Here is a 12,302-nt window from a genome sequence, read left to right on the forward strand (position 1 = left end):
GAACAACCTTTATCGCAAAAATGCCTACGCTTGCAGGTATTTCCCTCAATGCATCGCCGCCGGGGGCAACGCATCGCCGACGAAGCGCCGGATCGCCGCCTTGAAGTCCTCCAGCGAGGTGGTGTTCATGATGAAGATGACGAAGCCCTCGGTGTTGCTCTCGTGCAGGACGAAGCGGATATGGATGAACATCACCGCGTGGTTCTGCGCCCGCGCGCCGATGATGGCGCGCGCCGTGCCCACGTGCAGCAGCGGCGACTGCGTCTCGAAGGGCTGCGCGAACAGCTCCGCCAGCGCCGCCATGCAGGCGTTGAGGATGATGTTGCCGACCTCCGTCATCGCGTCGCCCATCACGCCGTCGAGCTGGTCCTCGGGCACCGCGTCGCCAGCCATGCTGCGCACCAGCGCGCGGCTGCCGTCCTCGGGGAAGACCAGCAGCGCGTCGCCGCCGAAGACGCCGCGGAAGGACTGGCGCACGCTGTAGAGCCGCTTGTCGTCGCGCGAGAGCTTGGCGCCGGCCTGGCCCACCGTCATGAAGCTGATCTCGGGCACCGACAGCAGCACCTCCTCGCCCACCAGCTGGCTCATCGCCTGGGCCGACTTGCCCACGCCGATGTTGAGGATCTCCGACAGCGCGTCGCGCTGCAGTGGGTCCAGGTCAAGCATGAGGTCCTCCGGCAAGTTGTAGGAGCTGCTGCGCCGTCTCGGCGCCGATGGGTTTGGGCAGGAAGTGCAGGCCGCTGGCCGCCGCGCGCTCCTGCACCGCCGCCTGCACGTTGGCGGTGAGCAGCGCGATCGGCACGTCCGGCTGCACCGCGCGGATCGCCAGCGCCGTCTCGATGCCGTCGCGGCCCGGCATGTTCAGGTCCATCGAGACGACATCGAAACGATGCAGCGCCGCCAGCGCCACGGCCTCGTCGCCGTTGCCGGCCTGATGGAGCTGCAGGTCGGGGATCAGTTGGCTGAGGAAGCTCTGCAGGATCATTCGGGACATGCGGCTGTCGTCGACGATGAGCACGGTTTTAGACATGTTGTGGGACCGGGGGTGGGGAAATCGGCGGCGCGGGCGACGGCGGCGACACGACGACGCGGTCGCGGCCCTCGGACTTGGCCTGGTAGAGCGCCTCGTCGGCTTGCTGCATCAATTGGTCGAGCGTCTGGCCCTCGTCCGACAGCTGGGCCACGCCGACTGAAATCGTACCGTTGAGCGGCCCCTGCGGCGTGGCGCAGAGCTCGGCCTGGCGGATCTGCTCGACCAGGCGCTGCGCGGCCTCGCGCGCCGGCTCCAGCCCGGTCTCGGGCAGCAGCGCGCAGAACTCCTCGCCGCCGACGCGCGCAATCAGGTCGGCGTCGCGCAGCACCGTGCGCAGCAGCTGCGCGATGCGCCGGATGACCTCGTCGCCGCAGGCATGGCCGTGCCGGTCGTTGATGCGCTTGAAGTGATCGATGTCCAGCATCAGCAGCGACATCGGGTGGCGATAGCGACGCGCCTGCTCCACCATGCGCGCGCCCTTGTCGAAGAAGGCGCGGCGGTTGTCCAGCCCGCTCAGCGCGTCGGTCGCGGCCAGCGCGCGCAGGCGCGCCTCCAGTTGCTTGTGGGTGGTGATGTCGTAGCACCAGACCAGATGGGCCAGCTCGCCTTCCAGCTCGATCAACTGGGCCGACACCGAGACCCAGTCCTGCGAGCGTCCGCTGAAGCGCGCCTCGGCGGCGTCGACTCGCCCGAACTGCTCGAGCTCCCGCGCGAAATGCTCCCCCTGCGGCGGTGCCTGGAAGAGCTCGCGCAGCGCCAGCTGCCGCACTGCCTCCGGCCCGGTGCCGATGCGGTCCTGGAAGCGTTGGTTGATGAAGTGGATGCGGCCGTCCTGCGCGCCCAGCAGCGCGACCTCGCTGGGGCTGGCGTCGAGGATGAACCCCAGCAGCGCCTTGCCTTCCGCCAGTTGCCGGGTGCGGCGCTGCACGCGCGACTCCAGGCGGCGGTTCAGCAGGCCCAGGTGCTGCGCCAACCGCTGCGAATGGCGCGCCTCGGCATACAGGCGCACGATCATCGCCACCATCACCAGCACCAGTCCGCCCAGCAGCCAGCTCAGCAGCGCGAAGCGGTGCCGCAGCTCGATGCGATGCGCGTCCGCGTATTCGGTGCCCGCCAGGTGCAGCTCCAGCAGTGCCTGATCGGCGCTCAGCTGCATCTGGTCGATCTGGGCGCGGACCTCGGCCGCCACCATCGGCGCGGCGGCGGATCCCGCCCGCAGACGATCGGCCCACTGCAGCACGAGGTCTCCCAGCCGGCTCAGCCGTTCATGCGTGCCCGGCAGCATCACCAGCGGCGAGAGATCGTTGCGCGGCGTGCCCGCGCTCGGCTTGAGCAGGCTCACCAGCACCTCCAGCCGCAACGCCAGATCGGCGGGATCCGTCCCGGAGGCGCTCGTGCTCGTGCTCGTGCTCGTGCTCGTGCTCGTGCTCGTGCTCGTGCTCGTGCTCGTGCTCGTGCTCGGAGTCAGCGTTGGCGTTGGCGTTGGCGTCGGGCTCGCGTCGGCGACGCCGACCGTCATGGCCAGGGGCGCGGCGACGGTCTGTCGCAGCTTCTGCAGCTCGCGCTGCAGATTCACCATGTGCCAGATGTCGTGGTCCTGGTCCGGCTGCGCGAGCGCGCGCACCTGATGCAGCGTCCACCACAACGCGCAGGCCGCCGCGACGGCCAGCAGCAGCACCGTGCCCAGCATCGGCCGCAGCCACGGGCTGTGCGGCGCGCCGCGTCTACTCCAGAACGATCTCATGGACCTGCCAGATGGTGCGGTTGATGTAGACCTGCCGGTTGAGCTCCGGATGGCGGTCGAACGGGTAGATCAGGATGAGCGGCCCCTTGTCGCGCACGGTGATCTCGTGGCCGTCGCGTCGATAGGCCAGGACGGGGTCGAAACGTGCCAGGTCTTGCGCCGGCACGGCCACCGAGTAGCCGTTGAGCGCCGTCAGGGTCAGCGTGGTGGGCGTGGCGCCGGTCAGCGCCACCAGGCGGCTCAGCGGCACGCCTTCCCAGTCGCTCGCGCCGGCCAGGCCCAGGGCGGCCGGCAGCGTCGTGCGCAGGTGCTGGGCGGGAAGCTCGCGCAGGTCGGCCAGCGTGAAGCGCCAACTTCGGCCCGCGGCCGTGCGCAACACCAACACCGGGGCCGCCACGGCGGTCCGGGTTTCGCGACTCGTGTCGCGGGCAGCCGCTGACGCAGCTGTCCTCGTGGCGGGCGCGGGCGAGGTGCCTGCGGCGCTCACGGCGTTCGTCAGCGCCAGGAGGGGGCTGACCAGCCACCACGTGCCCCGGCGCCCGAACGAGGGAAAGCATCGTCTCATCGGGCAAGGATCCAACTACACCGAACGCCTCCGCGGCGCCGGTACTTCCCTTATATCGTTCGGCGCGCCGGAAGGTTGACCGGGCATCCCCCCGGCTGTGGGGGAGATCGGACAACTGTCAGAGGGGAAGTGATGGATCCATAACCGGCGCTCAGGGCCGGCGCCCGGGGCCGGTGACGACGCGACCGAGGCCGCGTCGTCCTCGCCTCGTCAGTACGAGTAGCTCACGAACACCGCGCCCACCGGCGAGGTGACGCGGCGGGTCAGCGGACTCTTCGCCGCGTCGCCGAGCAGGCGCTGCGCACCGACCATGCCGGTGACGCTCCAGCTGTCGGAGAGCTTGTGCTGCCAGCTCAGGCCGGCCTCGACCTGATGCATGCCGGACTTGGGCGTGAACACCGCGTAGCCGGATTTCGCCGACTGGGCCGCGGTCACGCCGTGGTAGGTCTGCATGTACTTCTTGTCGCCCGCGTTGGCCGACACCGACAGCACCACCGTGTCCTTGCCCACGTCCATCACCTTGGCGGCGACGCCGAAGCTGTAGAGGGCGCCGTTGGCGCGCGTCGTGAACGGCTGCTCGGTCGCCACCTGCACGTCCAGCCAGTCCGTCACCGAGTAGCCCAGCGACAGGTTCAGCGTGCCGCTGCCCTTCACGTCGCCCATGCCGCGCAGGTACTTGCTGCCGCTGTTGATGCCGAAGCCGCTGGTGGACTTCTCCTTGCGCTCGCCGCGATATCCGATGGCCGCGCTGTAGTTCAGGCCGCCGGCCGCGCCGGCGTAGCCGATGCCGCGCATGGTGCCCGCGAAGAAGCCGCTGGCATGCGCGTACTCCACGCCCAGCATCGGCGAGACGAGGCGCTCGTCGGAGCCGGCGTAGCGCGTCGTGACGCCGACGCCGGCCTGCACCACGACCATCGAGGTCGGTTGCGGCGTGGCCGGGGCGGTGGAGGCGGCGGCCGACTTCGCGGCGCTGGATTGCGCCTGCGCGGCATGGCCGAGCGACAGCAGCAGGAGGGCGCAAACGGCCGGGGAAAGCTTCATGGATGTGGTCATGTCAATCAATCGGATGAAAGAAACCGGGCTCGGCGAGACCGGGGGGCGGCGACGGACGATCACTCGTAGCGCTCGTACTTCCGGCATTCGGCGGTCAGCCGCTTGCCCTGCTCCTGGCGGTCGACGACGCGGTAGTTGCCCCCGCACCATTCGGTCGCCGTGCGCCGGCAGGCGTCCCAGCCGTCGGGGCCGTCGCAGGTGACGACGAAGCCGTCCCGCCCCTGCGGCACGATCAGCGGCTCGACGGTGGCGGCGCAGGCGCTGAGCGCGCAGACGATCGCGTAGACCGGCGGCGCCCGCATGCCGCGCCGGGGATCCGGTGCGAGCCCGCGTCCGGGCGGTCGGGGGTTGGATACAGCATTCACTTCGTTGCTCCCTGAACAGCGCCCGGCGTGGGCCGAGCCGCTGCCGCAGTGTCAAAGTGACCCATGAAGTCGACCTGAGCCGCACATGAAGAATGGATGAAGCCGGGCCGGCACCCATGCCTTTCGGCCGGCCGGGCTGGTCCAATGGCGGCATGAAGATCCTGCTCATCGAAGACGACCTGGACCTGGGCAACGGCGTGCGCATCGCCCTGACCGATCACGGCATGGACATCGTCTGGGCCCGCAACGTGGAAGGCGCGGTCCGGCAGCTGGACGAGCAGCCCTGCGACCTGGTCCTGCTGGACCTGGGGCTGCCGGACGGCGACGGCCTGCACCTGCTCACGCGTCTGCGCCGCGAGCAGGGCGACCTGCCGGTGCTGATCCTCAGCGCCCGCGACGCGTTGAAGGACCGGCTGCAGGGGCTGGACTCCGGCGCGGACGATTACCTGGTCAAGCCCTTCGAAGTGGCGGAGCTGGTCTCGCGCATCCGCGCGCTGGCCCGGCGCAGCTACGGCTTCGACGGCGACACGCTGGCGGTGCGCGACCTGCAACTGCACGTGCCCACGCGCCGCGTCAGCGTGCAGGGCCGCGCGGTCGATCTCACCGCCAGCGAGTACGACCTGCTGCGGCTGCTGATGATGCGCATCGACCGGATCGTCACGCGGCGCACGCTGGAGGAGCAGGTGCTGCCCGGCGGACAGAGCAACGCCAGCAACTCGCTGGACGTGCACATGGCCAACCTGCGCCGCAAGATCGGCGACGGCTACGTGCGCACGGTGCGCGGCGTGGGCTACGTCATCGACCAGCAGGGGGCGGCGTGAGCGCGCCCGGCATCGACCGCGCGACCGGCCACGCGCCCGCGGCCGCCGCCGGCGGCGGCCTGGCGCGCGGGCTGCGGCGTGTGCGGGCCGGCATGCGCGACGTCTTTCAGCCCAGCCTGGTGCGGCGGCTGCTGATCGCGCAGATGGTGCTGCTGACGCTGCTGTGGTCCGCCGGCGTCGCCTACCTGCTGGGCCAGGGCGCCAAGCCGCTGCTCGACACGCAGCGGCTCTACGAGACGATCAACGCCATCGCCGACGAGCTGGCCGACGACCCGGCCCGGCGCGCGCGCGTACTCGACCGCGCCTACGAGGCGATCGTCGAGGACTACGACGCGCTCAACGACCCGCTGCCCAGCTTCATCGTCCAGCAGCGCGGGAAAACCGTGTATCGCAGCCCCCATGCGCCGGACGTGGCGGCGAGCGGCCCGCTGAACGAGCAGTACCCGGTCGACTTCCACGGCGTGGCCTACCTGGCGAAGACGCTGCAGGCGCCGTCAGGCACACGCACGACCATGTTCGCGAAGAACGCGGGGCTGAACGTTTTCATCACCGTCTACTCCAACAGCTTCTACCTGCTGCCGTTGCTGATCAGCCTGCCCTTCCTGGTGCTGCCGGCATGGCTGTCGATCCGCCTGGCGATGCGCCCGTGGCACGGCGTGGCCCGCGAGATGACCGCGCGCGGCCCGCAGGATCTGGCCCCGCTCACGTATCACGACGGCCACCGCGAGCTCATGATGATGGTCGACGCCATCAATGGCTGGATGCGCCGCGTGTCCGACAGCAGCGAGCGCGAACGCAGCTTCGTCGCCGACGCCGCCCACGAGCTGCGCACGCCGCTGGCGGCGATGCTGGTCAATGTGGAGGCACTGCGGGCGGACGCGCGCGACGAGCGCGAACGGCAGCTCATGACCGGTGTGCTGAGCAGCGGGCAGCGCGCGACGCGCATGGTCAACCAGCTACTGCGGCTGATGCGCAGCGACGCCCACGGCGCCGAGCCCATCGAGCGCGTCGAGCTGGACCACCTGCTGCAGGACCGGTTGGCGGTGCTGGCGCCGCTGGCGTCGACGCGCTCGGTGGAGCTGGAGCTGGCGGCGGAGCCGGGGCTGTGCGTCGCGGCGCAGATCACCTCGCTGGAATCGTTGGTGGACAACCTGGTCGAGAACGCCATCAAGTACGGCCCGAACGGCGGCACGGTGCGCGTGGCGCTGCGGCGCATCGGCGGCGAGGCGCTGCTGAGCGTGGCGGATCAGGGCGCGGGCATCCCGCCGGAGCTGCGCACCCGCGTGTTCGACCGCTTCTTCCGCGATCCGGCGCAGCGCGAGCCGGGCAGCGGCCTGGGGCTGTCCATCGTGAGGGCGGTGCTGGACCACGTCGGCGGCCGCATCGAGATGCGCGACGCCGAAGGCGGCGGGCTGCTGGTGGAGGTGATGCTGCCGCTGGCCGACGGCCGGCGGGCGAGCTGACCGGCATCGCCGCGACGGTGCCCGCGCCGGCATCGCCGACATCACGGGCTTCGTTGGCGCCGCCGGCGCCGTTCACGCGATCGGCGCGGGGCCGTCGTAGGTCCAGAGGTAGTCCCGGGGCATCGGGCCCTTGTTGCGACCGCCCTGCTGCGTCTGCTCCCACGCATGCGCGAGGATGCCCACCGAGCGCGACAGGCAGAACAGCCCCCGCGCCAGCGGCGCCGGGAAGCCGAGTTCCGCATAGATGACGGCGGTGGCGCCGTCGATGTTCATCGGAATGCGTCGGCCGCTCTTGCGCGTCGCGAGCTCGTCCTCCACCGCGCGCGCGATCGCCGCGAAGCGGCCGGAGACCCCCCCTTCACGCGCCGCCTCGTCGACGAGCGCCAGCAGCCGCGGCGCGCGCGGATCGACCGGGTGAAAGCGATGGCCGAAACCCGACACGAACTTGCCGCGCGCGGCGATGGCCTCGTCCAGCCCCGCCGCCACCGCGTCGGCCAGCGACAGGCCGCCGTCCTGCCTCGCGGCGATGGCGCGGAACATCTCCACCGCCTGTTCCCCGGCCCCGCCATGCACGTCGCCGAGCACGTTGAGCGCCGAGGCCATCGCGTTGTTCAGGCCTACGCCGCAGGTGGCGGCCATGCGCGCGATGGCGATGCTCGGCGCCTGCGGGCCGTGGTCGACGGCGGCCATCAGCGCCGCGTCCAGCAGCCGCGCCTGCCCGGCGCCGGGCAACTCGCCGCGGGTCATGAGCCAGATCATCTGCGCGAAGCTCACGTTGCCGATGAGGTCCTGGATCGCATGGCCGCGATAGCGGATGACGCCCGGGGACATCTCGATGATCGACGTGGTCCACCAGTCGGAGACACGCGGGTCGCGGGTCGGTTGCCCGACGTCGTCGGGCTGGCCGCGGGGCCGGTCGCCGGACGTGTCGACGCGCTTGTCCTCGGGCTCGTGGCCGGGCAATCCGTCGGGTGCGGGGCCGGACGCATGGCCGGACGTGTCGATGCTGCTCATATCGCTGCCTCCGCGCGCAACGCCGCGCGCTGTTCGGCGTCGTAGCCGAGTTCTTCCAAGATTTCGTCGGCGTGCTGGCCCAGCGTCGGCGGCGGCGTGTCCACCGACGGCGCGTGGCCGTCGAGCTTGATGCCGGTGCGGATGACGCGGATGTCGCGCCCGACGCCGGGCACGTTCTCGAAGCTGCCCAGCAGCCCGCGCCCGGCGATCTGCGGATGCGCCAGCGCCTCCTTCACCGTGAGCACCGGGCCGGCCGGCACGCCCGCCGCGGTGAAGCGCTCCCACCAGGCGGTGGCGGCGTCCTCGCTCATCGCCTCTTCGAGCAGATGCTTCAGCTCGGCGCGATGCTTGAGCCGCGCATGCCGGTCGGCGAAGCGCGCGTCGGTCTTCCACTGCGGATGGCCGACGACGTCGCAGACGGCCTCGAACTGCGCCTGCTTGTTGGCGGCGATGTTGAGCAGGCCCTGGCCGGTGCGGAAGGTGCCCGAGGGGCTGGCGGTGACGTTGTCGTTGCCCATCGGCCGGGGCTCGCGTCCGGCCACCAGCAGGTTGGACACGGCCCAGCCCATCGTGGCCATCGCGGCCTCCAGCATGGACACGTCGATGAAGGTCGCCTGCGTGCGCTGGTGGTCGGCCAGCGCGGCCGCGATCGCGAAGGCCGCCGTGATGCCGCCGATGGTGTCCGCCACCGGATACCCGACCCGATACGGCGCGTTGGCCGGATCGCCGGTGATGCTCATCATCCCGGACATGCCCTGGATGATCTGGTCGTACGCCGGCAGGTCGCGCAGCGGGCCGTCCTGGCCGAAGCCGGAGATGGCGCAGTAGATCAGCCGGGGGTTGTGCCGGCGCAGGTCCTCGAAGCCGACGCCCAGCCGCTTCATGACGCCCGGGCGGAAGTTCTCGACCACGACGTCGGCGCTGGCCACCAGCTTGCGGAAGACCTCCTTGCCGGAGGCGCGCTTGAGATCGATGGTGATGGAGCGCTTGCCCGGGTTCTGGGCCAGGAAGGAGACGCCCATGTCGGCCTGGTTGAGCTCGGTGTCGGCACCGAGCTGGCGCGCCAGGTCGCCGCCGTCGCGCGCCTCGACCTTGATGACGTCGGCGCCCAGGTGAGCCAGTTGATGACACGCGAACGGACCCGCCAGCACGTTGGTCAGGTCCAGCACGCGGACGGCGCGAAGCGGCTTGGGGCTGCTCATGGGGTGCTCCGCCGCGGGGTCAGTCGATCCTGACGTTGCCGCCGCGCACCAGGTCGCCCCAGCGCTTCTGCTCGCTCTTCAGGAAGGCCGCGGCCTGCTGCGGCGTCATCGGCATGGGCACGCTGCCCTCGGCCTGCAGTTGGCCGATGGTGGCGGCCTTGGAGAGCGCCTTCTCGACCTGCGCATTGAGGCGCTGCACCACCGCCGCGGGCGTGCCGGCCGGCGCGACGATCATCTTCCAGTCGCTGGTGTCGAAGCCCTTGTAGCCGCTCTCGGCCACGGTGGGCACGTCGGGCAGCACCGGCAGCCGCCTGGCCGAGCTGACGGCCAGCGCGCGCAGCTTGCCCGCCTTCACGAACGGGATGACGGCCTGCGGCGTGGCGAAGTAGTAATCGACCTGACCGCCGAGCAGATCCGTCGCCGCGGGCCCGGCGCCCTTGTAGGGCACGTGGGTCACCTGGATGCCGGCCTGCCTGGAGAACAGCATGCCGGTGAGGTGGCCGACGGTGCCGTTGCCGGCCGAGGCCATCGTGAGCATGCCGGGCCGGGCCTTCGCCGCGGCGACGAGGTCGGCGACGGTCTTGAACGTGGACGCCGGCGTCACCACCAGCACGACGGGCTGGCCCGCGACCATCGCCACCGGCGTGAAGGCCTTGGCGGCGTCGTAAGGCATCTTGGGATACAGCGTCGGGTTGATCGCCAGGTTGGCGGTCTGGCCCATGCCCAGGGTGTAGCCGTCGGGGCTGCTCTTGGCGACCGCGTCCAGGCCGATGTTGCCGCCGGCGCCGGCCTTGTTGTCCACGACGAAGGTCCAGCTCGTGTCCTCGCGCATCTTCTCGGTGATGAGCCGGGTCACGATGTCCGTGCCGCCGCCGGGCGGGAACGGCACCATCATCCGGATCGGCTGGCCCGGATAGGCCGGCTGGGCAAAGGCGCCCTGCCCCGCAGCGAGGACCAGGCCGCAAGCGGCGCCGAGGACGAGGTGGCGAGCAAACATCATGAGCAAGTTTCCGTTCTATCTGACAGAACTATGATCTGTTTGATAGAACTTTAGTCCTGCTTCAGCGGTTCTCATCGAGGGTTAACCCTCGATGCCTGGGCGCGCGCCGCGGCAGGGCGACCTTGGCGGGACCGCAGACAATCCGCGCCGGAAGGACAGTGATCGATGAGCGACAGACAGACCCCCGATGACGAGACCGGCGCGGACAGCAGCGGCGTGGCGGTGCTGGACCGCGCCTTCGCGCTGATGGGGGCCTTCGGCGAGGACGACGCCAGCCTGTCCCTGACGGAGTTGTCTCGCCGCACGGGGCTGTACAAGAGCACGGTGCTGCGCCTGCTGGGCGCGCTGGAGCATGGCGGCTTCGTCCGCAAGTTGCCGGATGGCCAGTACGGCGTGGGCCCGGCGCCGCTGCGGCTGGCGACGATCTATCAGCGCTCGTTCCACGTCGGACACGTGATCGAGCCGCTGCTCAAGCAACTGAGCGCGGCCACCGGCGAGACGGCCTCGTTCTACGTGCGGCATGGCGACGCGCGCATCGCGCTGTTCCGCTCGGAGCCGGCGCGATCGGTGCGGGCCGCGGTGGCCGTGGGCCAGCAATACACGCTGCGCCAGGGCGCGTCCGGCAAGGTGCTGTGCGCGTTCTCCGAGGACCAGGGCGCGGACCACGCGGACATCCGCCGTCGGCTCTGGGCGGTGTCCTATGGCGAGCGCGAGCCGGACACGGCGTCGGTCGCCGCGCCGGTCTTCACCGTCAACGGCCAGGTGCAAGGCGCGATGGCGATCTCGGGGCCGCGGATCCGGCTCTCGCCGCCGGCGACGATGATGACGGCGTGCCGGGCGCTGCTGGGCGCCGCCATCGACGCCAGCCGGCAGTTGGGCGGCCATCCGGCGGGATTGGATGCGGCGTCGCGGTCGCTGGACATCGCCGACTTCGCGGTTGGCGGACAGGAATGAAGGAATCAGACATGAACGACAACGCCGGCTCGCCGCCCCATCGACCACGCGATCAACCAGCCGATCAGCAGCCGGATCAGCCGCAGAGCCAGCCGCGCAATCCGCTGCACGGGTTGCGTCTTGAAGACATCGTCAACGCGCTCGTCGCGGCTTATGGCTGGCGCGGGCTCGCTGAGCGGATTCCCGTGCGATGCTTCGAAAGCGACCCGTCGGTCAGCTCCAGCCTCAAGTTCCTGCGCAAGACGCCCTGGGCGCGGGAGAAGGTCGAAGGCCTTTACCTCTTCATGCTGCGCGAGAAGCGTCGGCAAGGCGGTTGAGTCCGCGGCGGTCGAGCCACACGTTCAAGTCGAATCGATCCGAGTCCCACGGGAGGAGCCAGCCATGTCCGCGAACCCAGCCCCTGTCGATGCCGATGCCTCCGGGCTTGTCCTGCGGGACCCGCGCCCCGGCGACCTCGGATGGGTGGTGCACCGCCACGGCGTGATCTACGCCCAGGAGTACGACTGGACCCTGGAGTTCGAGGCGTTCGTCGCGGGCATCGTGGCGAAGTTCGTCGAGGACTTCGATCCGGCCTCCGATCGCTGCTGGATCGCGGAGAAGGACGGCCAGGTCGTCGGCTCCGTCTTCGTCGTCAGGCACGACGAGACCACGGCGAAGCTGCGCATGCTCTACGTCGACAAGGCCGCGCGCGGCCTGGGACTGGGCCGACGGCTGGTCGAGGAGACGATGCGCTTCGCGCGCGAGGCCGGCTATCGGTCGATGATGCTGTGGACCAACAGCGTGCTGGTCGACGCCTGCAAGCTCTATGAGCGCACCGGCTTCAAGCTGGTGGCGGAAGAGCCTCACACCAGCTTCGGGAAGGAGCTGGTGGGGCAGACGTGGACGCGGGAGCTGTAGCGCGCCGGGTCGGATCGACGCAGGCGCCGTGAGCGCAGGACGGGAGGATGCCGTCCAGATCTCGCTCCGCCCCCAGCGACGCGGCGAGGCAGGGCGCGGTCCAGGATCGCTCGGCTCGATGGAATGGGCGGGATCGAGGGGATCGACGAGGTCTGCGAGGACCGTCGTTGACATCCGCGCGGCGTCGAGAT

At 70.4% G+C, this 12,302-nt stretch carries 14 protein-coding genes; 5 read left to right on the top strand and 9 right to left on the bottom strand.

The genetic code is table 11. The annotated features are described in order from the left end of the window. Positions 1-45: 45 nt before the first annotated feature. The 6 genes from CDN99_RS13530 to CDN99_RS13555 form a co-directional block, all read right to left on the bottom strand. Positions 46-666 carry a chemotaxis protein CheC gene (locus CDN99_RS13530; RefSeq protein WP_088385392.1) on the bottom strand — a complete coding sequence of 207 codons (621 nt, stop codon included), beginning with the start codon at positions 664-666 and terminating at the stop codon, positions 46-48. After that, on the bottom strand, positions 659-1,030 hold the full coding sequence (locus CDN99_RS13535; protein WP_088385393.1) for a response regulator: 372 nt from the start codon (positions 1,028-1,030) through the stop codon (positions 659-661). The genes CDN99_RS13530 and CDN99_RS13535 overlap by 8 nt, the downstream gene beginning before the upstream one ends. After that, positions 1,023-2,777, bottom strand: a complete 1,755-nt coding sequence (locus tag CDN99_RS13540) for a GGDEF domain-containing protein (protein WP_162296488.1) — start codon at positions 2,775-2,777, stop codon at positions 1,023-1,025. The genes CDN99_RS13535 and CDN99_RS13540 overlap by 8 nt, the downstream gene beginning before the upstream one ends. After that, complete coding sequence (locus tag CDN99_RS13545) at positions 2,758-3,162, bottom strand: putative pterin-binding protein (RefSeq protein ID WP_202820268.1); 405 nt, start codon at positions 3,160-3,162, stop codon at positions 2,758-2,760. Before CDN99_RS13545 ends, CDN99_RS13540 begins: the two co-directional genes overlap by 20 nt. A 390-nt stretch (positions 3,163-3,552) precedes the next feature. Further along, positions 3,553-4,383, bottom strand: a complete 831-nt coding sequence (locus tag CDN99_RS13550; RefSeq protein ID WP_088385396.1) for a MipA/OmpV family protein — start codon at positions 4,381-4,383, stop codon at positions 3,553-3,555. Between the two features lie 71 nt (positions 4,384-4,454). Further along, complete coding sequence (locus CDN99_RS13555) at positions 4,455-4,760, bottom strand: hypothetical protein (protein WP_238139513.1); 306 nt, start codon at positions 4,758-4,760, stop codon at positions 4,455-4,457. 152 nt (positions 4,761-4,912) lie between these two features. On the opposite strand from CDN99_RS13555, the gene CDN99_RS13560 reads away from it, so the two are divergent. Next, the gene (locus CDN99_RS13560; RefSeq protein ID WP_088385549.1) at positions 4,913-5,581 is read left to right on the top strand and encodes a response regulator; all 669 of its coding nucleotides are present in this window, start codon (positions 4,913-4,915) and stop codon (positions 5,579-5,581) included. Beyond that, entirely contained in the window at positions 5,578-7,044 is a 1,467-nt protein-coding gene (locus CDN99_RS13565; RefSeq protein ID WP_088385398.1) for a sensor histidine kinase, read from the top strand. Before CDN99_RS13560 ends, CDN99_RS13565 begins: the two co-directional genes overlap by 4 nt. Before the next feature lie 72 nt (positions 7,045-7,116). Here the strand turns inward: CDN99_RS13565 and CDN99_RS13570 are convergent, their stop codons facing one another. From CDN99_RS13570 to CDN99_RS13580, 3 genes are all read right to left on the bottom strand, one after another. Further along, positions 7,117-7,875: a citryl-CoA lyase gene (locus tag CDN99_RS13570; protein ID WP_238139525.1), complete on the bottom strand. Its 759-nt coding sequence runs from the start codon at positions 7,873-7,875 to the stop codon at positions 7,117-7,119. Between the two features lie 179 nt (positions 7,876-8,054). Continuing rightward, on the bottom strand, positions 8,055-9,260 hold the full coding sequence (locus CDN99_RS13575; RefSeq protein ID WP_088385400.1) for a CaiB/BaiF CoA transferase family protein: 1,206 nt from the start codon (positions 9,258-9,260) through the stop codon (positions 8,055-8,057). Positions 9,261-9,279: 19 nt separating this feature from the next. Next, complete coding sequence (locus CDN99_RS13580) at positions 9,280-10,260, bottom strand: Bug family tripartite tricarboxylate transporter substrate binding protein (protein WP_193531716.1); 981 nt, start codon at positions 10,258-10,260, stop codon at positions 9,280-9,282. Positions 10,261-10,425: 165 nt separating this feature from the next. On the opposite strand from CDN99_RS13580, the gene CDN99_RS13585 reads away from it, so the two are divergent. The 3 genes from CDN99_RS13585 (at position 10,426) to CDN99_RS13595 (ending at position 12,111) form a co-directional block, all read left to right on the top strand. After that, entirely contained in the window at positions 10,426-11,214 is a 789-nt protein-coding gene (locus CDN99_RS13585; RefSeq protein ID WP_088385401.1) for an IclR family transcriptional regulator, read from the top strand. An 11-nt stretch (positions 11,215-11,225) separates the two neighbouring features. After that, on the top strand, positions 11,226-11,531 hold the full coding sequence (locus tag CDN99_RS13590; RefSeq protein ID WP_088385402.1) for a VF530 family protein: 306 nt from the start codon (positions 11,226-11,228) through the stop codon (positions 11,529-11,531). Positions 11,532-11,595: 64 nt separating this feature from the next. Next, entirely contained in the window at positions 11,596-12,111 is a 516-nt protein-coding gene (locus CDN99_RS13595) for a GNAT family N-acetyltransferase (RefSeq protein ID WP_088385403.1), read from the top strand. Positions 12,112-12,302: the final 191 nt, after the last annotated feature.

The sequence above is a fragment of the Roseateles aquatilis genome (assembly GCF_002205645.1).
In the GTDB taxonomy this organism is placed as follows: Bacteria; Pseudomonadota; Gammaproteobacteria; order Burkholderiales; family Burkholderiaceae_C; genus Roseateles; species Roseateles aquatilis.